This is a genomic window from Anseongella ginsenosidimutans, assembly GCF_008033235.1.
Taxonomy (GTDB): domain Bacteria; phylum Bacteroidota; class Bacteroidia; order Sphingobacteriales; family Sphingobacteriaceae; genus Anseongella; species Anseongella ginsenosidimutans.
This window is the reverse complement of the sequence record NZ_CP042432.1, coordinates 822744-848916: the sequence shown is the minus strand read 5'-3', so window position 1 is coordinate 848916 and position 26173 is coordinate 822744. Positions and strand designations below refer to the sequence as shown.

Annotated in this window: 14 protein-coding genes; 6 read left to right on the top strand and 8 right to left on the bottom strand. The window is 49.4% G+C overall.

The genetic code is table 11. From position 1 onward, the window contains the following. Positions 1-10: 10 nt before the first annotated feature. On the bottom strand, positions 11-598 hold the full coding sequence (locus tag FRZ59_RS03475; RefSeq protein ID WP_132127939.1) for a helix-turn-helix domain-containing protein: 588 nt from the start codon (positions 596-598) through the stop codon (positions 11-13). 356 nt (positions 599-954) lie between these two features. Here FRZ59_RS03475 and FRZ59_RS03470 point away from each other — a divergent pair, with 356 nt between their 5' ends. Genes FRZ59_RS03470 through FRZ59_RS03460 form a run of 3 tightly spaced genes read left to right on the top strand, consistent with a single transcriptional unit; the run spans position 955 to position 6993 of the window. Next, entirely contained in the window at positions 955-2391 is a 1437-nt protein-coding gene (locus tag FRZ59_RS03470; RefSeq protein ID WP_132127938.1) for a TlpA family protein disulfide reductase, read from the top strand. Positions 2392-2409: 18 nt separating this feature from the next. Then, a complete protein-coding gene (locus FRZ59_RS03465; protein ID WP_132127937.1) occupies positions 2410-5625 on the top strand; it encodes a SusC/RagA family TonB-linked outer membrane protein in 3216 nt (1071 codons plus the stop codon). A gap of 15 nt (positions 5626-5640) precedes the next feature. After that, positions 5641-6993, top strand: coding sequence for a RagB/SusD family nutrient uptake outer membrane protein (locus tag FRZ59_RS03460; protein WP_132127936.1), 1353 nt, complete (start codon positions 5641-5643; stop codon positions 6991-6993). Positions 6994-7064: 71 nt separating this feature from the next. On the opposite strand, the gene FRZ59_RS03455 is transcribed toward FRZ59_RS03460, so the two are convergent. From FRZ59_RS03455 to FRZ59_RS03425, 7 genes are all read right to left on the bottom strand, one after another. Then, complete coding sequence (locus tag FRZ59_RS03455) at positions 7065-7388, bottom strand: hypothetical protein (RefSeq protein ID WP_132127935.1); 324 nt, start codon at positions 7386-7388, stop codon at positions 7065-7067. A gap of 736 nt (positions 7389-8124) precedes the next feature. Beyond that, a complete protein-coding gene (locus FRZ59_RS03450) occupies positions 8125-9093 on the bottom strand; it encodes a helix-turn-helix transcriptional regulator (RefSeq protein ID WP_147698230.1) in 969 nt (322 codons plus the stop codon). 10 nt (positions 9094-9103) lie between these two features. After that, positions 9104-9859 (bottom strand): IS21-like element helper ATPase IstB, encoded by a 756-nt coding sequence (istB, locus tag FRZ59_RS03445; RefSeq protein ID WP_132130813.1) that lies wholly within the window; start codon positions 9857-9859, stop codon positions 9104-9106. 26 nt (positions 9860-9885) lie between these two features. After that, positions 9886-11442: an IS21 family transposase gene (istA, locus tag FRZ59_RS03440; RefSeq protein ID WP_132130812.1), complete on the bottom strand. Its 1557-nt coding sequence runs from the start codon at positions 11440-11442 to the stop codon at positions 9886-9888. A gap of 372 nt (positions 11443-11814) precedes the next feature. Then, the gene (locus FRZ59_RS03435; protein WP_132130717.1) at positions 11815-12417 is read right to left on the bottom strand and encodes a cyclic nucleotide-binding domain-containing protein; all 603 of its coding nucleotides are present in this window, start codon (positions 12415-12417) and stop codon (positions 11815-11817) included. Between the two features lie 185 nt (positions 12418-12602). Continuing rightward, positions 12603-13502, bottom strand: a complete 900-nt coding sequence (locus FRZ59_RS03430; RefSeq protein WP_132130718.1) for an ROK family protein — start codon at positions 13500-13502, stop codon at positions 12603-12605. Beyond that, on the bottom strand, positions 13503-14912 hold the full coding sequence (locus FRZ59_RS03425) for a tetratricopeptide repeat protein (RefSeq protein WP_132130719.1): 1410 nt from the start codon (positions 14910-14912) through the stop codon (positions 13503-13505). A 148-nt stretch (positions 14913-15060) separates the two neighbouring features. Here FRZ59_RS03425 and amaB point away from each other — a divergent pair, with 148 nt between their 5' ends. The 3 genes from amaB (at position 15061) to FRZ59_RS03410 (ending at position 26146) form a co-directional block, all read left to right on the top strand. Continuing rightward, positions 15061-16602: an L-piperidine-6-carboxylate dehydrogenase gene (amaB, locus tag FRZ59_RS03420; protein ID WP_132130720.1), complete on the top strand. Its 1542-nt coding sequence runs from the start codon at positions 15061-15063 to the stop codon at positions 16600-16602. A gap of 30 nt (positions 16603-16632) precedes the next feature. Then, positions 16633-17289: a response regulator gene (locus tag FRZ59_RS03415; protein ID WP_132130721.1), complete on the top strand. Its 657-nt coding sequence runs from the start codon at positions 16633-16635 to the stop codon at positions 17287-17289. 340 nt (positions 17290-17629) lie between these two features. After that, positions 17630-26146 (top strand): DUF7507 domain-containing protein, encoded by an 8517-nt coding sequence (locus FRZ59_RS03410; protein ID WP_158640515.1) that lies wholly within the window; start codon positions 17630-17632, stop codon positions 26144-26146. Positions 26147-26173: the final 27 nt, after the last annotated feature.

The following is a 26173-nucleotide window of genomic DNA, read 5'->3' as shown; positions in this document are numbered from 1 at the left end:
TGAGAAATATTCAGGAAGAAGGTTGGTAATACAAAAACCGCTTGCCATTACCGGTTTTATCTTTACGGGCTAATAACCCTTTGCCTACCAGCCGGATCAATTCTTGCGAAATTGCCTTGCTTTTGAAGCTTTTTCCGTATTCTTTACGCTTGCTTTCGTTTACGACATCCGCAACTTCCCGTTCTTTCAGAAAATATTTCTTCTTCTTCAATAAGATTTCCCTTACGAAATAGGCAATACTGCTTTCGTCCTTTCCGGAAATAAAAAACTGTGGATTGTTCTCGTTATCCTTATAGAACCTGCTGACAGCTGGTATCTCTTCAATTTTCCGGACCTTAGGAAAGCCGGAGGCATATAAAACAGCTATCTCAACGTTGAAGAAACCAGCGATCTTTCCGGCAGTGCGGGAAGTAATATTACTTTTCCCAGCTTCAATACGGCGAACATGGTTACGGAAAGATTTGTACCAGCCGCCAGCCCCTGTACCGTAAGGTCGGTATGAAGACGCAAATAACGGACATTTTTCCCAACTCTTTTGAGGATCGTTTGTTCCGATTGCCCTGTCATAGAGCAAATAGGAATAATTATTTGTCCTCATACGTCATTTTTTAATTTGTGATTGAGAACTATTTTGCTACCTTTGTTTTAACCAATCAATAATAGCTGTGAAAGCATATATAACGCCACCATAGCGGGTAATTCCGTATATTGCGTGCTTCAAAGAAATTGAAGCTTCGCACTTGAGTCTCCGCTGAGAACCTGAGAATTTTCATCGAACCCGAGACAACGAGTGTAGTAGCGCTCACGTTTAAAAGACGTGGGCCTGCTTGTTCGTGTTCGGGCTGCTCAGGGCCTTCAGCGTTGCAAGCAGCGTCCACGTCTTTTAATAGCTTCTCTGCCTGCCGGGACTCTCCATACCAACCAAATTAACCACCCAACCAATGAACTTGAATTATGAAGTCTTTAAAGACTGGGACGGGAAAGCTATGCCTTCGCACGCCTGGTAATATCCTTCTATTTATAGCCGGATTGACCATCTTCTTCCTGGCTAATGTTCTGGATTGTAAGGCCCAGAACAAGCCGGGAAGCAACAATTCAGTATCCGAAAAGCGGGATGTTAACAATGAATGGCTTGCTCAGATTTCGCCTGAGGGGCTTCAAGTTGGTGACAAGATCCCGGATCAACTATGGCACCTGCCTTTACAGGTAATAAATCACCCGGAAGGGAAAAAGACAACTACACTTGATGATTATAAGGGCAAGTTGATTATCCTGGATTTTTGGGCTACTACCTGCAGCAGCTGCATCAAAGCTTTGCCAAAACTGGACCTTCTTCAACAGAAATTTAGAGAAGACGTGATGTTCATACCTGTTACTTATGAAGACCAGGGCCGGATTGACCTGTTTAAGCAAAGAAATGCGATTTTAAAGAATTTCCAGCTGCCCTTTGTGATTGAAGATACCGTTTTGAAACAGCTTTTTATTCACCGGATGATCCCTCATGTGATATGGATTGGAAGAGACGGTGTTATAAAAGCCGTTACTGACGACCAATATATAAACGCAGAAAACATCGCCCAACTGTTATCAGGAGAGGAAGTACACTGGCCTGTTAAGAAAGATGTATTGTCTTATGACTATGGGAATTCGCTGTTAAGCCATGCTGAAAAAGCGGGAGGCTATGCTATCGTGACCGGTTATAAGAGTGGCGTCCAGCCAGCGAGTGGTTTTGAAGTGGACAGCAATGCAAGGACGGTCAGGAGATATATGGTCAATTATCCGATTTTGAAGCTGTACTTAGCAGCGTGGGGAAATTACTTCCTCCCTAAAACGCATATTCGTTTGAAAGTTGCTGATAAGTCCCGCTATCTCTACAATGAAGAGGAAGCATATAGAACGGTTTGGAACCAGAAAAACAGCTTTTGTTATGAACTTGTACTTCCCTGGGATGAAACAGTTGGGTTAAAAGAGCAAACGCGCCGGATAAAAAACCATATGCGAAACGACCTCAATCGTTTCCTGAATTTAAATGGACGCATGGAAAAACGACGCGTACCCTGCCTGGTTCTTGTTCGTACTACTGATGAAGACAATATGAAAACTGGTGGCGGCAAATTTAAAAACACCTTAAATACAGACGACCCTGTCAAAAAATTACACAATGAAAAGCTTTCCTTCCTGATCTGGCAACTAAATCAAACAGTTGGCAACCTTCCTGCACTGGATGAGACAGGCTACGCTGGTAAGGTAGACTTAGAGTTGAAAATAAGCTCTTTCAGAGATATCGCGGCACTACGCCGGGCTTTACAGCCTTACGGACTGGACTTGAAAAAAGCCGAACGGGAAGTCGAACTCTTTATTCTGACCGAACCCGATATTTCCTCTTTATAAACTAAACAACCTGTAAAAATGAAGATCTTTTGCCTGATCCTATGTCTGGGGCTGCCTTTGCTATCTTTTGCCCAGGACCACTATAGAATACACGGAAAGGTTATTTCTGCACTTGATAAAGCGCCGTTACCAGGTGCTTCGGTCGCTATAAAAGGCACCCTTTTGGGAAGTACCACCGGAAAAGATGGCTCGTTTGAGTTCACTGCTAATGACAGTACCCCTGTACTCGCCATTTCTCTATTAGGCTACGAGAACCGTGAACTGTCACTGCACCTTCCGCTTGACAGCCCGCTTTTAATCGTTTTGAACGATGCGACTCAAACATTGGATGAAGTGATTGTCTCCACGGGATATGAAAGCCTTCCCCGGGAGCGCGCTACCGGCTCGTTCGAACAGATTGATCAAGACCTGTTGAACCGCAGGGTGAGTACCGATCTGCTAACACGGCTGGACGGAATAGTCCCTGGGATGATCTTTGACAAGCGAATAGCAAACTCTCAGACAATAAATACGATTACTATCAGGGGATTAAGCTCTATTCATGCTAATAGCGCCCCCTTGGTCGTTGTCGATAACTTTCCTTATGAAGGTGACATTACCAACATTAACCCGAATGATATCGAAAGCATTACCATATTGAAAGATGCCGCTGCTGCTTCTATTTGGGGAGCGCGGGCAGGTAACGGAGTTATTGTAATTACGACAAAAAAAGGACGATTTAATCAACCCCTTCAAATATCCTTCAATGCTAATCTGACGATTGGAGAAAAACCGGATCTTTTTTATTATCCGGAAATATCCAGTTCCGATTTCATAGATGTGGAGCAATTCCTGTTTGAACAGGGCTATTATAATAATCAGGAGAATAGTTCCAGCCGGCCCGTTTTGTCTCCTGTGGTAGAATTGCTTATAAAAAAACGAGACGGTTTGATGAGTGGCGAAGATGTTGACAAGCAAATTAATGCGCTCCGGGATAGAGATGTACGTGATGATTTTCTCCAGCATTTGTACCGGGAGACCGTTGATCAGCAGTATGCACTAAACATGACCGGAGGAAATGAGAGTTATAACTATTCGCTATCGGCTGGATATGATGAAAACCTCCTGTCGCTGAAAGGCAATCAGAATGAAAGAATTACATTAAAGGCGGATAATACACTCCGGCTTTCTCCGCGTCTCCAGCTAAATGCAAACTTATTGTATACCCTCAGCGATTCCCGCAGCCAAAGTACTTTTAATTTAGTTGGTTATGAAGGGATTATCCCCGGTAGCGGTAAATCTTCATATTATCCATATGCCAGCTTGGCTGACGAGCAGGGATCTCCTATGGCATTGCCCAAAGATTATCGTTTCGCGTATATTGATACGGTAGGGAAGGGAAATCTGCTGGATTGGAGATTCGTTCCACTCAATGAACTAGGAAGGGGTCCACGTCAGGTTCGCTCCCAGGATATCTTTATCAATGCCGGTCTGCGTTACGATTTTGCCGGCAAATTCCGGGCAATCTTCAAGTACCAATATGAAAAGGCCCATACGAACAGGAACGATAACTATTCCGCAGAAAGCTATTATGCAAGAAACCTGATCAATCTATTTACGAATGTCGGAGAAACTAATGGCGTTCTTCGCCCAATTCCTTTAGGTGGCATTATTGACCTGTTTGACAGCGAACTAAATGTACATGCCTTTCGAGGCCAGTTAAATACTGACCAAATATGGAATGATAAACATCAGCTGACTGCTTTAGCGGGATGGGAATTACGCCAAATCGGCTCGAAATCACACAGCAGCCGTACGTATGGCTACGACGACAATTTACTCACCTATTCAAATGTGGATTTTGTATCGATATTTCCCAGCTACGACAACCTTTCTTATTCCCGTCCTATTCCTAACCAAACTTCTTTCGGAGAAACGACAAACCGGTTCATATCGCTTTACGGTAACGCTGCTTATAGTTACGATCATCGTTATATCGTCTCGGTCAGCGCGCGAAGAGATGCTTCCAACCTGTTTGGTGTTAAAACTAATCAGAAATGGAATCCACTCTGGTCTGCCGGCGCATCCTGGAATATATCCAGGGAAAGATTTTATACCGAAGCTCTGCCTGAATTAAAACTCAGGATTACTTACGGACGCAGCGGAAATATCGATAACAGCCGCTCTGCGTATGCGACGATTTCTTATTATGGACCTGATCCTATTACTAACCAGTTTTTCGCTTCTGTCGACAACCCACCTGATCCCAACCTTAGCTGGGAAGAAGTGGGAATGTTTAATATCGGGTTGGATATATCCACCCGGGACAATCGAATCAGGGGTAGCCTGGAATATTATAGAAAGAATTCTGAAAACCTGCTGGCTTCAGTTCCCATCGATGCAACTACCGGATTTTCAAGGTTAACGTTGAACAGCGCCAATGTAAAAGGCTGGGGTTGGGATGTACAACTGGCAAGCCGGAACCTGCAGGGAAAAGTTGTTTGGGAGACTAATTTACAATTTAGCTATCACAAAAATAAGGTGACCCGTTACCTGCATGAACCATCAAGGCCGAGCCTTTACATCGGTTCCGGCTTATCGATTACGCCAATTGAAGGAATAATACTGGATCCGCTGTTTAGCTACAAATGGTCAGGCCTTGATAAGGAAACAGGAGATCCCATGGGCCTCCTGAAGGGCGAGGTCAGCAAGGATTACAGGGCAATTGAAAGAGAATCGCTTTTCAGCGACCTGGTTTATCATGGATCCGCAGTGCCATTATATTTTGGCTCTATGAGAAATAAAATTTCCTGGAATAATTTTACCCTGTCAGCGAATATTACCTATCGCCTCGCTTATTTTTTTAGAAGAAAGACCCTATGGTACACAGATTTGTTCGCCAAGTGGAGCGGTCATGCCGATTATGAAAAACGCTGGACACAGCCTGGAGACGAGCTTCGCACGAATGTCCCCTCCATGATATATCCAGCCAATTCCAGGAGAGATGAGTTTTATGCCAACTCCGAGGTTACCGTCGAACGCGGGGATCATATTCGTTTGCAGGATATTAGTTTGAGTTATACCATTGAGAAAACACGTTGGCATGCATTGCCCTTAGAGAGAATTCAAGTTTACCTATACGCGAATAATCTGGGATTATTATGGTCTGCCAGCAAATCCGGATTAGACCCCAATATAAGAACCAGGTACCCGGCTCCTAAAAGTATCGCCCTGGGAGTCAAGGCAAATTTTTAATTTAACTAGAAAGCCATGAAGATAAGAGCCTTATATTTATTGTTCGGAATGACCTGCCTCGTCTCCTGTAAAGAATACCTGGATGTTAAGCCTGATAAGAAATTGGTTGTACCAGTCACTCTGCAGGACATGCAGGCGATTCTCAACAACGTGAATCTTTTGAACGTAAACTATCCTTCAATTGGGGAAACGGCCGCGGATGATTACTATTTGACTTATGAAGATTGGGCTGCTTTGCGAATAGGTGAAGATCAGTCCACCTACATTTGGGGGGATATGGCGCCTCGTTTGGCACAATGGAATGCGCCTTACAAGTGTATCTTTACTGCTAACCTGGTCCTTGAAACAATTGAAAAAAAAGGCGTTGATAATAAGGCCGGAAGGATTGGATGGGATCATGCAAAAGGCACGGCCCTTTTTTTCCGGGGATTCAACTTTTTTCAATTAGCTCAATTGTTTGCTAAACCATATGATGAGGAGGACCCCGAAAAAGGATGGGGTATTCCTTTACGTTTGACTTCCAATATCCACGACAAAACAGTCCGGGCATCCGTTAATGAAACCTATGATCGCATTTTGCAGGATCTTACAGAGGCAGCGGAGCTTTTGCCAATAGAAACTGCTTTTAAAACCAGGCCAAACAAAGCAGCAGCATTTGGAGTACTTGCGCGGGCATACCTGGTAATGGGGAAGCATGAGCTTGCAGGCGCTTACGCCGATTCCTGCCTCCAACTGCAGAATTACCTGATTGACTACAATACATTAGATCCGGAAGCTGATTTTCCATTAGCGCGTTTTAATGAGGAGGTACTTTTTCACGCTGTAGCTTATAGCCCTACTATTAGTCCTTCTATTTGTAAGGTAGACACGCTGTTATACCGGTCCTACGCAGAGGATGACTTAAGGAGGGTTATTTTTTTTCAGGAGAATCAGGATGGGTCGGCCGCCTTTAAAGGAAGTTATGACGGAGAAAACTATGGAACCATATTTAATGGAATTACTTCTGCCGAAATGTACCTTGTTATGGCGGAAAGCCTGGCGAGGAAGAACGATGTAAATAATGCGATGAGGTATCTGAATAACCTGTTAAAAAAACGATATGAAAAAGATGCCTTCTCGCCGATTAGTGCTTCAGATGCGAATGAGGCGTTGGAAATAATATTAAGCCACCGTAGAAAAGAACTTATTTTCAGAGGGTTGAGATGGTCGGATCTCCGAAGGTTAAATAGTGAGGACCGTTTTAAGAAAACCTTAAAGCGAAAGCTCGGTGAACAAACATACGAGCTGCCCCCGAACGATCCGCGATATGTGTTTCTGATACCGGATGAAATTATCGATATGTCAGGTATTCCGCAGAATGAGAGATAGCAATCTTGACAGGCCTAAAAACAAACGAACAGGAGGCATTCCCCCTGTTCGTATCGCTGCAAAGTAACTGATCAGTTCTGCAGCCGCACGTTAGGCCCTAAATCATCGCCTGTGGAAAGAGCGTCCTGCATTTCTTCTTCCAGATCTTGAGTGATTACTGGTTTGTTATCGAATGTAGCAGCCCTGATTGCACAGATATTGGTCGCTCCCGGACATGAAGGCGCGGAACTTCCGGCGGGAGAATAGCTGGCAGGTTCATCTATCGGCCCACTTGTATAGGTAAACCATTGCGTTTGTTGTTGGCTGGCATTTTCATCCGGAGTAAACGCCAGAACGGCTGTAACAGCGAAGATTGCGATAGCTGCTGAAGCTATTTTGATTTTGCTTAAAAGCATAATGCGAACTTTTTTTCTGACACATCGAAAAAAAGGGTACCAAAAAATGTTTAATTTTATGATTAACTGATTTGTCGCTGCCCGCTTCGGCCGGCAGCCCGCCGGAAATGGTTCTTTCTCCCATGTAAGAGCCATTTCTGCTTTTACCGCTTCCTAAGTCCCGGCCGGGACTTTCGGCGTTCCTTCATTCTGCCGCCGAAGTTCTTCAGGCTAAGAATCACGCCCAGCTTTATAGGTAAGGAATTTGGAATTTGAAGAATGGCATTATTTATACCGGATAGAATAGCCAGGAAGATTCGTGCAGCCCTGTCAGTCAGTATGACTGCCGGATTGATCAGTTTGCTTGATATGGAGAATAATTCATTCATCATCTTTGCTTTTAAAAACCGGCCGCGTTTGTTTTCGCAGCCGGCAGTATAAAAGGAAATTATCCCGTCGCACTCTCGCAGCGCTTAGCGTTCTGTTCGTGCGGATTCCGGTTGAAAGTTGCCAGTACTGCCGGTTTGTACACCGGTGGGTGTAAAACTTTAAGGGGCGCCCACGTTAGTATCCGCACGCTTCGCACGCCCGGAACAGGGCGTGGTATTTACAGTACTCCCCATCAAATGGCAGAATAAAATTCAGGTAGAAATGCGGGAAAAGGAATGACTAAATGGGACATTTTTTAACTAAATCATATGGATTTTGTCCCAAAAGTTCAGGTCGGTAGCTCGTATTTTACTGATGGTCAGGCAGATTAATAGGCTAAACAGAGGAAGCCTTTGTTGCCTTTTCGCTTTTCTGGCGGGTATCCGTAGTATTTCTTAAACATCCGGCTGAAGCTGAACGGGTTTTGGTAGCCGGTGGCCCGGGTTACTTCTTTAATGAGGCAGTTCTGTTCAAGTAGTTGTAAAGCCAGCTTCATTCGAAGTTTAGTGATATGTTCCTTCATACTTATGCCGAATTCCTTTTTATACTCGCGCGCCAGGGTTTTGCGGGTTGAGTTGAATTCGCGGGCGAGCTGGCTTACCTGGCAGGCGGGATCGGTATAGTTGCTTTGGATGAATTCCTTTACGTCATATATTTTTTCCTGGGTGGTTTGGTAATAAAGGAAGTTCCCGCTTTGCAGCTGGGTTTCATAGTGCATCAGCAGCTCCAGTACCAGGTCAAATAAAAACGGCTCAGCAAATGTTTTGAGTTTGGGCATTTTTTGCAACCGGCTGATAATTCGTGTTATTCCAAAGTCGATCTTGCAAAGCGGTAAGGCTTGGCGTTTGTCATCTAAAAACGGCTGTTCACGGATCAGCCTTGCGAGGGTTGGGTAGTTTTTGAGGATCAGAAGCATAAGCTTTTTGTCCAATGCGAAGTTCAATACAAGGTGACGTCCTTTTTCCAGGCCAAGCCGGTATCTGCCGTCGCGTAAATTAAATCCCGCGTATTGTTTGCCTGAAAGCAGCGCTTCCGGTTGGCCTTGTTTATCCAAACCGGCTATTCGCCCCTGTAATAAATAACAGAAGATCAGGACAGGATGCTTTACCTTTGCGTAAACAGTCGCTCTTTTTCTTTCGATGCGATAAGAGCATAGATCCATGAACAGCGTGTGCCCGGGAAGGAATTGCCGGAGGAGGGCTGCTGTGTACGGAAAGTAACAATGTACATCTAATGGAAAATAAGGATGTACAACGAAAGTGGCTGTATCGGCAATAAGGATGCACGATGGGGCCAAAGGTAATGGATTAACTTAAAGTTTCAAAGATTGATTTGCGATGTTTCATCCGGTAGCTTTGCCCGGCATGCTGGATGACCTCACATCGATAAAGCAGTCGATCCAGCAAGGCGGTGGTCAACACCTCGTCACCAAGCACCTCGACCCATTGTTTGGGAGATTTGTTGGTGGTAATGACAAAAGAGGTCTGTTCGTGGAGCTGGTTGATAAAGTGAAAGAATAAATTCGCCTCAGTGCTGCTCTGGGGTGTCATCATCAGGTCATCGATGACAATGAGCTGGGCTTTGCACAATCGCCTGTAATCGGTTTTAGCACGAGCAGAAAGTTCCCGGGCCTTCAGGATATCGACGAGTTCCTGCATGGTGCGGAAGTAGGCGCGATAGCCCTGACCGATAGCCTGGTGGCAAAGTCCGGCTGCCAGCAGCGTTTTACCGGTTCCCGGGGGACCCATCAGGATGATATTAAACTGCTGATCCAGCCAGGAGAGCTCTTTCAGCTGCTGAAGGCGTGCGGGAGGAAGGTTTTCCTGCCCGGTGGTGTCAAACTGCTCCAGGCGATGTCTGGCGGGCAGGTGCGCCGCTTTTTTTCGACGCTCCAGATCCCGCTCCCGGCGCTGATCGATTTCGCTTTCCAGCAGGCGTTGAGCAAATTGCAAGTAGCTGATTCCCTCGCCTGCCGCCTGATCGGCCAGGGCCTCTACCTGGTAGGCCACGGCGCCTAAGCGCAGCAGCTGACACTGTTTCTGAATGGTTTCTACCGTGTTCATGTTGTTTGTTGTTTTAAGGATTCTCGTTAGTTTTCAAAGAAGCGTTCGTAAAAGTTGACGTCACTTTTGGCGGGGAGGATTTCCGCTTTTGTGAGACTGGCGGGATCCAGCAGTTTGATTTTATTTCCAGGGGAACACACCTGGTTTCGCTGGCTGCACGCGTTAAACAAGGCTTTAAAAGCCATGGCACAAAAGAGTTGCTTTTCCTGGCATTCCGAAAGGGCATCCTGTAAGGCTCCGGTATTGCCCGTGGCGGCCAGCTCGCGAATCACCAGCAAATGATCCCGCACGTAGCGGGGTTTGTCCCGCCGGATACGTTCCAGGAAGCCCGTGGCCGCTTCCGGCTGGTCAAACAAAGCGGCTATCTGGGTGATCAATTCGGTGATTTTGGCCGACTTATCCCGCTTATGATCGGTATTGATGATCACATTCCCGTTACCTGGGGGGATCTGATGGCGGCACAATAGTTCCTCCGCAGTGGTGTAGACCAGTAAGGCGTCTCCTTCGCCGATGCGGAGCTTGAGGTAACTATTTTTTCCCCGGTAAGTCCCCTGAGGCACTGAATAGACATTCCCCCTGAAATTGAACGTATTGTTTTTGCGCACCGTACCCATCACCCAATCGCTCAGCAGACTGACCGGGGCCCAGGATTTCAGATGCTGTTTTTCAATTTCCCATTCCTCTGCCGGGATCTTCCCGGTGGTTCCGTGAGTCAAGGCATTCCCGGTGCGCTCCAGCCAGGCGATTCCCTGGATCTGCAGGGTGGGAAGGTCATGATACACCCTGCCATACAGAAAGTTCTTTTTCACGTAACCTACCACGTTCTCTACCTTACCCTTGCTCTGAGGATCCGCTTTGCGACAGAAGTAAAGCCCGAACTGTTGTTCAAAAACATACTGCTTAAAGCCTTGGGTCAACAGCAGATCGCCCAGCCGTTCATCCACCAGGAACAACCTGTCCTGATCGTAAACGATCTCCATGGGCATCCCTCCCAGGTAGGCAAAAGCGGCCTCATGGGCATCGATGGCTTCCTCGGTGGTAAAGGCACGATCCAGGAAATACAGGTATTTCATCCGGCTTCGCGATAGTACCAACGCCAGAAAATAGACCTTCTGTCGCCCGCCCCCAGCCTGTCGCAGTACGCATTGTCCGAAATCCACCTGTGCCTGAAACCCGTAGGGCAGTTCTTCCACCGGAAAGTACTCCCGGACTTTTTCTTCACAAGGAATCCGGTGCTTTCCCCGTACCCACATCACGAAGTTGTACACCGTGCGGGGACCTATGGTGGATGGAAAATCGGCGTGATGCTCTTTCAGCCAATCGTGTACCTGAGCGGTGCTGGCTGAGGGAAGGGTTGTCAGACGTTCTCTTACAAACTCTTCGTAAGGGGCCAGCAGCTTCCTGCGCTCTGTCTGTCCCAGCAGGAAAACCTCGAAGGCTTCCTCGTTCATTTGCGTATAGCGTCTCACCGTCCGGCGGTCAAGGCCTAAATCAGCGGCGATCTTAGAATAACTCTCTCCCGAGGTGTGTCTTTTTTGAATTTCGTGATACATGATCCAGTGATGAATGGTCTTTTTGTCCATCTTTGCAGCAGTTAAGTATTAGTTAAAACTGCCGCGAAACTGGCAACTTTTCAGCGGGGAGCGCGCTCCCCGCTGAAAAAATCGTGCATCCTTATTTTCCGAAATCCGGAAAACTGTGCATTGCTATTTTCCGATTCCTGTACATCGTTGTTTTCCGAAAACTGTACATTGTTATTTTCCGATCACAGCTGCCTGGCCGGCGATGATATATTCGGCCCGGGTATGAGGAATGGGACTACCCAGGTCCTTCGGGAAGCTGTGCGGTCCGGGCATTGTACGGATTGATTTCCCCGGTAAGTTAAATGTATACGGTTCCTCCATATTCAAATCCTGTATACCAAAGTTACGGGGCGATGGAGTGCAATGAAAGTGTCAATATTGCCGGAATTTCTCTTTTCCGTAGGCTTTGCGGATGTTATAGAGTTGCCGGGGCCTGATACCAAGGTAAGAGCCAATGTCTTTCCCGGAAAAGTTTTCTATTATTTCCGGACGAGTGGTTGCCAGGTGGATGTATTTTTCCCTGGCGGATAATCCTCGCAGCAGCATTTTTTCCTCTTCGTTTTCGTGGAGATGTTTTTCCTGGATAAGGCGGATAAATTCTGCGGTTTTAGGATGTTTCCTGAAAAGGTCGCCGATGCCTTGCCGGCAGGTATATACGATGCTGCTGCCGGCATTGAGTACAATCTCCTCCTGGCAGGCATTGCCGGTGAAAAAATTTTCCGGGATGATCCCGGAAGGCGCCGATCTGAACCAGGAGACGACCCTGGTGTCCGCTCGCTTCCGGTAGGCTAAGGCATAGCCTTTTTCGAGGAAGGCGATGTACTGCGCCGGGCTTCCCATGCTGGTAAAACGATGTTTCCTGCTGAAAGATCTGATTTTTATAAATTGGTTTGTTCTCAGTTCATTCTCCAGGGAACTTTCCAAATCGCTAAAGTCTCTTAAATAAGCATATGCTTTTTCGAGGTCGTGTTCCACGGCGATGTGGCTTTGGTTTAAAAATAGGTTTAGTATACAGTATTATTACAATACTTGGTAAACTTATGATAAAGGTAGAAAAAGCCTATAAAAATGCAAAACGATTGATGCAATCTTTTGCGCCCGGGGCTACCCGGTAAAGGCAAGTGAAGTGCAAATAACTTCTAAAACCTTTTAGCAGACGGTTACAATAAAGCGGCGCCAAAAACACCGGCGCTATCGCCCAGTTCAGGTTTCAGGAACCTGGTTTCCAGCCTGGGATTAAAAATGAATTTTTCGACTGATTTAATGCCTTCTGTATAAAGAAGATCGATATTCCCGAGGCCTCCTCCCAGGATGATCAGGTGAGGGTCTACAATATTGATCACGTTGGCGATGGCTTTTCCAAAAAAGTGGTTCATCCGCTGCATGGTGGCGCAGGCATGCTCGAAGCCTTGCCGGTAAAGGGCAACGATCTCTTTGAGCGGAAGCTTTTCCCCGCTGATACAGGCATAATAGCGTTCCAGCGAAGGCCCGGAAAGGATGGTTTCTACGCAGCCGCTTCTTCCGCAGTAGCAGGGGCCGCCGGACTCGTCCAGGAAATTATGGCCCCATTCCCCGGCTATTCCCTGCAGGCCGGTAATGGCTTTTCCATCGATCACGATCCCGCCGCCTACGCCGGTTCCCATGATGACCCCGAAAATTACTTCGGACTCCTGCAGGAAAGGCTTTCCGGCGCCAAGGCAGGCTTCGGCAATGGCAAAGCAATTGGCATCGTTGGCCATTTTTACCGGCAGGCCGGTTACTGCTTCCAGATCGGTTTTAAAGGGTTTGCCGTTCAGCGCGGTGGTGTTGCAGTTCTTCATGGTAAGCGTGGAAGGTTCCAGAACGCCGGGAGTCCCTATTCCGATCCTTTCAGGCTTGAGGCCTGTTTCTTTTTCCAGCGCCGTTATCAGTTTGTTTACCTGCTGAACAATGTGGAGGTAGCCTTCCCCCGCTTCTGTCGGGATCCGGAGGCGGGCAAGCTCCCGTGGATGCTCCCTGCTTTCGATAACTACGCCCTCTATTTTCGTCCCTCCAAGGTCTATACCCCAAAGTGGTTTCATTTACCTTTCCCTCGTGTAGCGGTTAATAATGTCTATGATCACTTTGTTGTCCTGTAGCTGGGGAAGGTAATCAAAGAGTAACTCATATTTTTCAGGATCCATATTCAGCGCATGTTGAAGGGTGTTAAGCGCTTCATTATACTGTCCGTCGCTGAAAAGATAGACGACCAGCCGGTAATACAATTCCGGTGAAGCGGGATTATTCTTAATACCTTCGCTAATAACGGAAATGGCTTTTTCCGTTTCCCGCTGTTCAAAAAGCATCGCGGAAAAGTCCAGCCATATCTCTATGTCAAGGGGGTCGGTTTCGGTCACCTTTGTATAACACCTGCCGGCTTCTTCCATGTTCCCGAGCTTATAATAGGAGTCGCCCATCGCAAACCAGTAATCCGCATTTTCTGCATCCAGGTCAAGGGCTTTGCGGTAAAAGTGCAGCGACTCAAACCAGCGCTCCTCGAAGTCCAGGGTGATACCGATGCCATACCATCCGTCTGCCATATGCGGGTCGAGTTTTACGGCTTTCTTGTAAAATGCACGGGCTTCGTCCATGTTCTCCAGCTTTTCGTAGCACTCGCCGATATTGCAATAGATCTCCGCACCCGGCTGCTCGTACTCAAAGGTTTGCCGGAATACCTGGATGGCTTCGGAATAGCGTTCCATGTTCATGAGCGCGTTCCCCTTGTTGAAGTAAGCCGCGCCAAAATTATCGTTTATAAGAAGCGCGTAATCGTAGGCGTCTATGGCTTTTTCAAAAAGGCCCAGCTTATTAAACGCATTGCCTAGGTTGTACCATGCCGCGTAGGAATAAGGCTCTTCGTCAATGTACTTCTGATAGAAGTCGATGCTTTCTTCCTGGCGGTCAAGAATATCAAAGCAAAAAGCCAATTCGTAAAGCGCTTCCTGGTTTTCCATATCCTTCTCAAGGCAGCGTTTCAGGAACGTGATGGCATCTTCAAACCTGCCCAGGTTCTGATAGGTATAGGCGATCTGGAGATAGATCTCTTCCGACTCATCAGAAAAGATCAGGGCTTTCTGGTAGTTCTCCAGGGCTTTTGCATGCTGCTCCTGCTTATCATAAATACTCCCGCGGATCATGTAAATATCCGGGTTGGAAGGTTCCATGGATTCAGCCCGCTCAAGCAATTCCAGGGCATTTTCCGTTTGATTGGTCAGCAATAAAAGCTGGGCCTGCTTGATCATGAAAACCGGGGCATAGGGGTGCTGGTTAATTGCGTAATCAATTACCTGCAAAGATTTTATCGGATCATTCTTATCAAGATAGTAGTCTATTATATTTTCAAATGCTTCTGTGTCAAAAAAATACTGATCCTTATTCCTGATCATCTCTTCATACCGCTCCACCGAAAATCGCATGTCTTCGGAAGGATCATTTTCAAAGTCATTGAACATGCGTTGGATTTAAATATGTAACTTAGCTTATCTTAAGTTATTTCAATTATTTTTTTAATGAGGCCTTATTTTTTCCACATACTGACAAATGTCATATTAATCAATTGAATTCCAAATCATAAGGGCCACGATGACAAATATACGGATTATGGATGTGAATGTTAGGGAAATATTGAAGGCGCTCGGGATAGCGGAGACAAATCCATCCTGGAGTACCGGGGAAAAATGGGGGACTGCGCCTGATACGGAAGCAAAAGCAGTAGTTTCACCGGTAAACGGGCAGCCGCTTGCAAAAGTTATTTTTGCCAATGCCGGCGGTTACGAGCAGGCGGTGCAGGAAGCGCAAAAGGCCTTTCTCAAATGGAGAACTTTTCCTGCCCCTAAACGGGGCGAAATTGTCCGTCAGATAGGCGATCAGCTGCGTAAGAACAAGGAAAAGCTGGGCGCCCTGGTTTCGCTTGAAATGGGAAAGAGTTTACAGGAGGGTTGGGGCGAGGTACAGGAAATGATTGATATCTGTGACTTTGCCGTAGGGCTTTCAAGACAGCTTTATGGGTTAAGCATGCATTCTGAGCGGCCGCAGCACCGCATGTACGAACAATGGCATCCCCTTGGTATAGTTGGCATTATTTCGGCCTTTAATTTTCCGGTGGCGGTCTGGTCCTGGAATGCAATGATCGCCTGGGTTTGCGGGGATGTCTGCATTTGGAAGCCTTCGGAAAAAACCCCGCTTACCGCTATTGCCTGCCAGAAAATAGCGGCTGACGTATTCAAGAGGAACGGGGTGCCTGAAGGGGTTTCCTGCCTGGTTGCCGGCGGCCGCGAAACCGGTGAATTGCTGGCGAAGGATCCCCGCGTTGCCCTGGTATCGGCCACAGGATCTACCCGGATGGGAAAATCGGTAGCTGCCGTTGTGGGAGCGCGCCTGGGGCGGGTGCTGCTGGAATTGGGTGGGAATAACGCCATTATTATTACCGAAAATGCGGACCTGGATATGGCGCTTACGGGAAGTTTATTCGGCGCGGTGGGTACGGCCGGGCAGCGCTGTACGAGTACGCGCAGGCTTATTATTCACGAAAGTATTTACGAAACATTTAAGGCGCGCCTGGCCGGGGCTTACCGGCAGCTGAAAATAGGCAATCCCCTTGATCAGCAGAACCATGTGGGGCCGCTGATTGATAAAGATGCCGTGCAGGGATACCTGGACGCGATAGAAAAAGCGAAAGCCGAAGGTGGAAAAATCCTGGTGGAAGGAGGCGTACTCGAGGGCGAAGGATATGCGTCAGGCTGCTATGTGAGGCCCTGTATTATTGAAACGGAAAAAGATATGGAGATCGTGCAGCAGGAAACTTTTGCACCTATTCTTTATCTTTTGCGATACGGCAGCCTGGACGAAGCCATTGCGATTCAGAACGGCGTTCCCCAGGGCCTGTCCTCTGCTATTATGACCACAAACCTGCGGGAAGTCGAGCTTTACCTGTCCGCGGCTGGTTCCGATTGCGGCATTGCGAATGTCAATATTGGTACGTCGGGCGCTGAAATAGGCGGCGCTTTCGGCGGAGAAAAAGAGACCGGCGGCGGAAGGGAGTCCGGGTCGGATGCCTGGAAAACATATATGCGCCGGCAAACCAATACAATCAATTACGGAGCTGAGCTGCCGCTGGCGCAGGGTATCCGATTTGACCTCTGATCTCAAAAACCCTGAACTATTCTGTTTTATATGGTAAATTTTTACAATAAGAATTATAAGATCCTGATAGCTGACGATCACCTGGTGGTGCAACAGGGCATGCGCGCGATTATCAAGGATTTTCTTCCGCAGGCGGGTATTCTGCTTGCCGGTTCACTTGACGATGCACTTTCCTTACTGAAAGCCCAGGAATTCGATCTCCTGATCCTGGACATCAACATTCCCGGCGGTAACAGTTTCCAGATGATCGATCAGGTCAGGGGAGTCCGCCCGGACACCCGGATCCTGCTTTTTTCGGCCTATGATGAACGGGTATACGGTTTAAGGTACCTGAAAACAGGCATTGACGGTTATCTTCAGAAAAGTTCTTCCGAAAGAGAAACCCGGAATGCGATAATGAAGGTCCTGACGGAAGGAAGGTACATCAGTTCCCAGGTCCAGGATCTTCTTCTGGACAATTATCCTCATTTTAGGATTGACCGCCTTTCAACCTTGTCCAACAGGGAGTTGGAAATAGCCCGCCTATTGATCAACGGCGAACGGACAAGCGGCATCGCCGATAAACTGGAGCTGAAATTATCCACCGTAAGCACCTATAAGAACCGCATTTTTGAAAAGCTGAACGTCGCCAATATATCCGAATTGATCGAAGAATTCCGGCTGGACCTGCAACAGGCCGGTGAATGATGCCGGCCGGCTTCTTAGCTGAGCGAAGCCATGCAGGCATGGATAAGCAGGCGTGAGTAAAGTTTTTAAATTACCAAGAAATTCTACCTCCGAATAGAATTAATTCTACAATGTGATAAAAGTATATCATCTATTTTTGTATTGTCAACTATATGTTTAACAATTTGCTTACTTGATATTCTATAAATGGTTGAGGTCTATTATTGTAACTCACTATTTGCTGATATAGCTTTGTTCCTCTTCGGCCGGTCTTGCCGAAAAGGCAATTACCCCGTAAATGATTTAAACCGTAGTCTCTATGCTTAACAGATCTACACTCTTAGGAAAATTTTTTCGTTTTATGAGCCCGCTTTTTCTGCTGATCCTTTTTTCAGCAGTTCAAAGCCGCGGCCAGAGCAGCATTACATTTGACACGCAGTACTGGTTTGCGGCGCCTTATACCACACAGGCGTATTGGCCGGGTACGGCGTTCAGGATCTCGGCCTTTGATAGCCCGGCTACGGTAACCATCAGTATTCCGCTTAACGGCGGCTTCACACCTAAAACGGTGGTGGTACCTGCCAATAGTACACAAACGGTGACCTTAACCAACACCGAGATAGGTCAGGTTATCAATACAACCGGCAACGGGAATATGCCTACAGGGATCCTGATAGAAACGGATGCAAAAATATCCGTGTATTATGAGCCCGGCGGCGGAAGCCAAAGCCCGGATCTGATCGCCTTAAAGGGAAGCGAAGCGCTCGGCACGGAATTTATAGTGCCAATGCAGCAGGAATCGTCCGTAAGGGCGGACGCTGAAGGTCAGCAGGGATTTGTAGTAGTAGCTACCGAAGATAATACAAGCGTTACGATTACGCCAAAGGCCGAAATTACGGGTCGGCCTGCCGGCGCTCCCTTTACCATTAATTTGAACCGGGGTGAAACCTATTTCGGGCAGACGCCCGGCATAGCGCCGGGACTATCAGGAACGACCGTAAATTCTGACAAGCCGGTTACCGTGACCATTTTTTCGGAGCTGATGCGCTACGGAGCAACTGCCGCCGACCTGGGAAGTGAGCAACTGGTCCCTGTCAGCAGTCTCGGAACTACTTACCTGGTAGTGAAGGGCTACCGAAGCGCCACCGACATCGTTTATTTCACAGCGGTTGAGGATGCTACAACGATATCCGTTGATGGCACGCAGGTAGCAACGCTCAATGCCACCGATACGTATGAATTGCAAACCGGCGGTACTGCCGCGTTTTATGTAGAAACGAGCAAGCCGGTGACGGCCCTTCAGCTGTCAGGCGTAGCCGGGGAACAATCCTTCAGCCTGCTCCCACCGCTTTCCTCCTGCAACGGTTCCAATGTTGTCAGTGTAGTTCGGGCCAATAACGGGGAGTTTTATGTGAATATCGTTTCACCCGTAACTTCGGGTTTTTTGGTAAACGGGGACGCGGGCCTTCTGGCCGCACCGGCGTTTACATCAGCTGGAACCAGCGGATGGCATTATGCCCGCATAGAGGTGCCTCCAGCCCTGGTTGGCGCCGGGAATCCTGTCATTGTCAGCAATACGGATCCGGGCGTCAAATTCCAGATGGGCGTATTCCATACGAATAACGGCGGCGCCAGGTATGGCTATTTCTCCAGTTACAGCGGGATCACCATTAATTTCAACCAGGCAGCTGCCCAGCTTTGCGAGGGAGAATCGGTGACTTTTACACCATCCGTGCTTAGTACGGAACCGGTTGTTTCTTATTCCTGGACAGGTCCCGGCGGCTTCACTTCTTCAGAAGCGAGCCTTATTCTTCAAAACGTGACACTTGCCCAGGCGGGCGATTATATATTGGAAGTAACAACTGCCTCCTGTACTTCGCAGGCTACTGTGACGCTGGACGTAGAGGAACGGCCGGATGCGCCCGTCAGCGGTGGGAACCAGTACGTTTGTGCCGAAGATCCTGTTCAAACCCTCACAGCAACGGCTACCGCTGCAGCGGGTTCCACCATAACATGGTACGATGCACCCACCGGCGGGAACGTCGTGCCGGATCCAAGCCTTGCTTCAGTAGGTTCGGTTACTTACTATGCTGAAGCAAACAACGGGTCATGTTCCAGCAGTAACCGCACACCCGTTTCGTTAGTCATTGAAGCCGGCCCGGATATCAATCCCCTGGCAGATCAGGTCGCCTGCGGGGCCTATGAGCTTCCGCCGATCACCGGCACCGCCCTGAGTGGGAATGAAGCCTATTTCACAGGACCGGGCGGCACGGGGACCAGGTACGAGCCCGGTGACCTGATCACGGCTGCCGGCGCCAACCAGTTGTATATTTATGATAAGGCGGCGTCCGTGGCTAACTGCGCGGGAAGCCTTACCGTTACGGGCAATACAACGCTTCCACCTGATCATCCGCTATACATTCAGACACATCCTCCCTATCCGGGAACCGTTGACGCGGCATTCTGGGAGGGGACGGCAAACCAGCTCATCCAGCATGGCGCATCATCTTATGAGCAGGTTTATCATATGATAGCCGGTGATGTTAGTCTTGGCAACACAGCCGACTGTTTTGGTACGGAAGTAAAGATTGAAGCAAGCGTTACCATTACCAACCTGGGGCCGGGCAATGCCCTCGGTTATCCCGGCAGGTTGGCGATCGCGAATAAAACCACCGGGGAATATTTATACCTGGCCTCCCTGCCGGTTAACTTCCCGGCGAATGCCTCTGCAAGCCCGGTTGTATCCGGAGTGGTTCCGCTGGCAGATCTCTTGGCGGGTAATATTGTTATCCTTATAGCATTGGAAACAAGCCAGCTGAACATCGTAAAAAACTGGGAGCTTTCCAATTTTGAAGCTTCATACACCTTTATCCCGGAAAACACGGTAGGTTGCGCCGATGAAGAACCTTTTACTGTAACCATTGGCGCCGCTCTTCCGGCGCCCATTAGCGGCGGTGACCAGGAAGAAACCGCAACCGGGCAGACCCTTACCGCTACTGCGGCGCTTCCGGCGACAGCTCCGGCTGGTTCAACCATTGTATGGTACGATGCTCCAACCGGCGGAAATGTAGTGGCCGATCCTTCTCTAAGCACAAATGGATCTGTTACCTATTATGCCGAAATACAAGCAGGCGATTGCCGCGGACCCCGGACAGCGGTAAAACTTACCCTTACACCGCTTCTTCCTGAAGTCTGCGGTAACGGCATTGACGATGACGGCAACGGCGTGGCCGATTGCGATGACCCGGCCTGTAATCCTTATGCGAATTATTTCGCCAATGGCAGCATGGAACGGTATACCCAATGTCCGAATTACAGCAGTCTGGGTACGCTGGAATATGTGGTCTCCTGGAAAACCAGCCAGCCAGCCTCGACCGGCGATACTGGCGGGCAGTTGATGGTTAACGATCCTGCTGCCGGCTGTGTTTCCCCAAGACCCGCAGGCAGCTGGACTGCCAGTACTGATCTCCCTGCCGGATCGGACGGGGTAGCCTGGGGAGGCATGCACGGCGGGGCGGTGAATCAGCCCCGGGAAGATTTCCAGAACACATTGGTGGCGCCTTTGCCGGCAGGTACATATACATTCACCTTTTCAGCTGGTTATCTCATGCAGAGCCCATATACCGGTGCGGGCCGGTTCAGGTTCTATGGCGTACAGCCGGGTGAGGCTGATTTCACGACGGCTCATCCGCTGGGATATTCTCCCATGATCACCAACGAGATCTCAGCCAGCAATCCAGCCTGGAAAGAATATAGTTTCACGTTTACCTCTACGGAGACCTATGACCGTATTTATATCGTGGCCTATTCTGGCCCTACAGCCCGGTCTTTTATGGTTTTCGACGGATTCAGCATGTCCTACAACGCACCGGAGATTGATTTCCAAAGCCAGCTGGCAACCTGCGTGGGCAGCGCCATCCTGGAAGTGACCAATCCTGATGCCGCCTGGGCCAGCTACCAATGGTACCTGGATGGGGCGCCCATTTCAGGAGCGACCGGGACCACCTACCAGCCGGCGGCAGGGCAGAGCGGAATGTATACCGTGCGGGCAGTAATGGCCGGGGATTGTCTGACGGCTGCATCCCCGGGTATCGAGGTGAGCGCCGATTGCCCCGTACCGTTTGTATGTAACGGTTCGGCTTACCTGGTAAGTACGCCGGGAGGAGGAGTACCGTCTACGCTGTCCATTGTGGCAGCCAATAATCCCAAGAACGTATTTGCTACGTTGGCTCCTTCGATACCAGGCGGATACAATGCGATCGGCTATAATTTCGAGGATAACCTGATCTACGGATTTGTAAGCAGCCCTGACGACCCCGAAATTGTCAATGAAATTGTGCAAATCGACGGCGAGGGGACAGTGCGGCGATTAGGGAGGCCTACGAGTACCCAGGTGGGCCGTGGAATGGAAACATGGACGACCGACCCAAGTGTTAATCCAAATGGCGCCCGTATTAATGGCGCGCCGGGAGTCGTGGGGCTGGATAATAAGTTTTATGCAATGGTGCAAGCGAACGGAAGCGGTATGCACCTGGCCACGGTTGACCTTACGTCAATGACCTATACAACGATACCGCTGAACGGCGACTACCTTTCGGCTGATTTGGCTTTTTCGCCCTTTGATGGTATGTTGTACGGACTTGCGGGAGCTAATCAACTTATCCGCACCAATCCGGCCACCGGCGATCAGCAAGTGGTGCCTCCAGCCTCCGGTTCCGTGCCAGCTGCCGGAGCGGGCGGCGCATGGAACGACGTGCAGGGCCGCGTTTATTTTTACGCCAACGGGGGCACACCTGCTCAGGGCGGACAACGGCTGTACCGTTATAATCCTGCAAACGGAGCGTTTGTCAATGTAACTGACGTAACTAGTTTCCCCGGTTTTGATGCAACCGCCTGTTTCCCGACAAGCCTGGAGAAAACAGTATTGAAGCCTGCAGGCGGCATCAATCCCGGCGACGTAGTGCAGGTGCAGTTCAGCATTTATAACAACCAGATGCTGCCGATGACCTACGATTTCGAAGACATCCTTACTTCTTCCGATTTGAGCTGGGTGGCTGACGCTGTGGTCCCGGCCAGCCCTGGCGGAGGAATCGTAACGCTATCAGGTCAAACCCTAAGCATTTCGGATATTACGGTACCGCCTTCCGCGGCAAATGGCCCATTGACATTTACCGTTTCGATAAAGGTAGCCGATAACGCCACCTATGAGAGTTGCTATACCAACCAGGCTACCATCACTCAGGGCGGAATGACCATTCTTAGTGATGACCCCACTACGGTAACGGAAGACGATCCTACGGAATTCTGCCTGAATCCTTGTACCGTGCTGCTTACCATCGGGCAGTTAACCTGTGACCCGGCTGATGGCACCTACAGCGTCAGCTATGTCAGCAACGGCGATGTTACCGCCACCGCCGGAACGGTGGATGCGGCGAATAATATGATCACCGGAATTCCATTGGGAACCGGTATTACAGTAACCTCCAGCTGCAGCGGTTCGTCGGTTACAGCACAGGTTGCCGGTTTGGCCACCTGCCCGGATGACTGTGTGATGCCTGACCTTACGCTGGGCCAGCCGCTATGCGGAACGGGTAATACTTATACGGTTAGCTATAGTGAATCTACCGGCGCTGCCATTATGGTAACCGGCGGTACTGATAACGGTGACGGAACCATTACGGGAACCATCGGAACGGCGATTACGGTAATGGCAAGCAATGGGAACTGTACTTCAACGCTGACGGTCACCAGCCCTGTCGGATGCGACGTCCCCTGTAAGAATCCGTCCATCAGCATTGGAGGGACACAGTGTGCTTCCGATGGTTCAGCTACCTACGAGGTAGTATTCACGGTGCTGCCGGACGCAGTCGTAACAAGCGATCAGGGAACCGTTGATATAGCTAACGGCATTATTACCGGCATTCCGCTGGGTACGCCGGCTACCCTTACAGTAAGCTACCAAAACTGCCCGGACCTGGTGATCGTCGTTCCGTCCAGCAAATGCACGCGCGATTTCAGTGCCAGCAAAACGGTAACCGATGCCAGCGGGGATAGCCAGGCCCAGGCGGGCGAAGAACTCACATATACTATCAGTATTGCGAATACGGGAGATGTTAACCTGACGGGACTTACGGTTAATGACGTGATCCCTGCCGGCACTAACTACGTGGATAACAGCGCAGATAATGGAGGAATATTCAATGCGGCAGGAAATGCCCTGGACTGGACGGTGAATGTACCTGTTGGGACAACGCTTGATCTTACCTTCAAAGTTACGGTAGACGAAAATCTTACCGGCATCGCAGAAATAGCCAATAAGGCCACGGTAACTGATCCGGAAAACCCGGATAATCCTGAAGAACCGGAAAGCCCGCCGGTACCGACTGATCCTCAACGTGATTTTGATTCGGAAAAATCCGTAACGGATGCCAGCGGCGATGACAAGGCCCAGGCGGGCGAAGAGCTGACTTATACGATCTCCATTGAGAATACGGGTGATATTGACCTGACCGGCATGACGATCAGCGATCCCATCCCCGCCGGCACAAGTTACCTCGACGGCAGCGCGGATAACGGCGGTGTGTACACGGCAGCTACCGGCAGCCTTGACTGGACCGTGGATATTCCCTACGGCGAAACGCTCATTATCACCTTCAAGGTAACAGTAGGCGATAACCTGACGGGAGTCACCGAAATAGCCAATAAGGCCACGGTAACCGATCCGGAAGACCCGGGTAACCCCGAAGAACCGGAAAGCCCGCCGGTACCGACTGACCCGGTACGCGATTTCGATTCACAGAAATCGGTAACGGATGCCAGCGGTGACGGCAAGGCCCAGGCCGGCGAAGAGCTGACGTACACTATTTCCATCGAAAATACAGGTGATATTGAACTCACCGGCATGACGATCAGCGATCCCATACCCGCCGGAACAAGCTACCTCGACGGCAGCGCCGATAACGGCGGCGTGTACACGGCAGCTACCGGCAGCCTTGACTGGACCGTGGATATTCCCTACGGCGAAACGCTCAATATCACCTTCAAGGTAACAGTAGGCGATAACCTGACGGGAGTCATCGAAATAGCCAATAAGGCCACGGTAACCGATCCGGAAGACCCGGGTAACCCCGAAGAACCGGAAAGCCCGCCGGTGCCTACTGACCCGGTGCGTGACTTCGATTCACAGAAATCGGTAACGGATGCCAGCGGCGACGGTAAGGCCCAGGCCGGCGAAGAGCTGACCTATACGATCGCCATCGAGAACACGGGAGATACTGAACTCACCGGAATGACGATCAGCGATCCCATACCTGCCGGCACGAGCTACCTTGATGGCAGCGCGGATAACGGCGGGGTGTACACGGCGGCTACAGGAAGCCTTGACTGGACCGTGGATATTCCCTACGGCGAAACGCTCAATATCACGTTCAAAGTAACGGTAAATGAGAACCTTACCGGCATCGCGGAAATAGCCAACAAGGCCAAAGTAACTGATCCGGAAAACCCGGATAAGCCGGAAGAACCGGAAACTCCGCCGGTACCTGTTGAGGAGGTACGCGACTTTGATTCGCAGAAATCGGTGACGGATGCCAGCGGCGATGGCAAGGCCCAGGCCAGTGAAGAGCTGACCTATACGATCTCGATCACCAATACAGGCAATGTGAACCTGACCGGGATGACGATCAGCGATCCCATACCTGCCGGCACGAGCTATCTTGACGGCAGCGCCACGCACGAAGGAATATACGATACCGAAAACGGCCGCCTTGACTGGACCGTAGATATTCCCTACGGCGAAACGCTCAATATCACCTTTAAGGTAACGGTAAATGATAACCTGACAGGCATCAGCGGAATTGCCAATAAGGCCAGGGTAACCGATCCGGAAAACCCGGATAAGCCTGAAGAGCCTGAAACACCGCCAGTGCCTGTAGATCGGGTACGGGATTTTGAAACCAGCAAAACAGTGGCCGATGCCGGCGGTGACGGAAATGCCCGTGCAGGTGAGGAAATGACCTATACCATTACCGTAGAAAATACCGGTAATGTGGATCTGACCGGCTTTATTATTACTGACGCCGTGCCTGAGAATACGGAATACGTGGAAGGCAGCGCCGATAATGACGGTACGTTTGAAAATAACGGATTAAGCTGGACGGTGGCTATTCCATTCGGCGAAAGCAAAAGTGTGAGCTTCAAGGTGACAGTAGCAGGCAACCTGACCGGCATTGACCAGATTGCCAATACCGCCACGGTGAAAGATCCTGAAAACCCGGATGATCCTAAAGAACCCAGTTCGCCGGATGTGCCTGTATTCATTCCTGACCCTATCGCGAATGATGACGAAGGGGAAGTGGAAACCGGAGATGAAGTCATTATTACGATCATGGACAATGACGAAACGGATGGATCGCCGCTTGACCCCGCTTCTGTAGAGATCATTGACGAGCCGCTGCACGGAACGCTCACAGTCAACCCGGACGGCACCATCACTTATACGCCTGATCCTGATTTCGCCGGGGAAGATGCCTTCACGTACCGCGTGCAGGACGAGGACGGCAACTGGAGTAACGTGGCAATCGTGGATATTACGGTGAAAGCGCGGCCGCTGAGCATTCCCAACTTGTTCACCCCGAACGGCGACGGCCGCAACGATACGTTTGTGATCCCCGGGCTGGAAGGCTTCCCGGATAATGAGCTGTTCATTGTTAACCGCTGGGGCAACGAAGTATTCCGCCAGGTGAATTATAAGAATACCTGGACCGGCGAAGGGCTGAATGAGGGCACTTATTACTATATACTCCGGATAAGGGATGCCGCCGGGAAGGAAGAAGTGTACAAAGGGTATATCACGCTGGTCAGAACATTTGCACGATGAGGATTAATTTAATGAACACCGCATTTA

Coding starts and splice junctions, on each gene's coding strand:
- FRZ59_RS03475 (WP_132127939.1), bottom strand. CDS start 598: ATGAGGACAAATAATTATTCCTATTTGCTCTATGACAGGGCAATCGGA.
- FRZ59_RS03470 (WP_132127938.1), top strand. CDS start 955: ATGAAGTCTTTAAAGACTGGGACGGGAAAGCTATGCCTTCGCACGCCT.
- FRZ59_RS03465 (WP_132127937.1), top strand. CDS start 2,410: ATGAAGATCTTTTGCCTGATCCTATGTCTGGGGCTGCCTTTGCTATCT.
- FRZ59_RS03460 (WP_132127936.1), top strand. CDS start 5,641: ATGAAGATAAGAGCCTTATATTTATTGTTCGGAATGACCTGCCTCGTC.
- FRZ59_RS03455 (WP_132127935.1), bottom strand. CDS start 7,388: ATGCTTTTAAGCAAAATCAAAATAGCTTCAGCAGCTATCGCAATCTTC.
- istB (WP_132130813.1), bottom strand. CDS start 9,859: ATGAACACGGTAGAAACCATTCAGAAACAGTGTCAGCTGCTGCGCTTA.
- istA (WP_132130812.1), bottom strand. CDS start 11,442: ATGGACAAAAAGACCATTCATCACTGGATCATGTATCACGAAATTCAA.
- FRZ59_RS03430 (WP_132130718.1), bottom strand. CDS start 13,502: ATGAAACCACTTTGGGGTATAGACCTTGGAGGGACGAAAATAGAGGGC.
- FRZ59_RS03425 (WP_132130719.1), bottom strand. CDS start 14,912: ATGTTCAATGACTTTGAAAATGATCCTTCCGAAGACATGCGATTTTCG.
- amaB (WP_132130720.1), top strand. CDS start 15,061: ATGGATGTGAATGTTAGGGAAATATTGAAGGCGCTCGGGATAGCGGAG.
- FRZ59_RS03415 (WP_132130721.1), top strand. CDS start 16,633: ATGGTAAATTTTTACAATAAGAATTATAAGATCCTGATAGCTGACGAT.
- FRZ59_RS03410 (WP_158640515.1), top strand. CDS start 17,630: ATGAGCCCGCTTTTTCTGCTGATCCTTTTTTCAGCAGTTCAAAGCCGC.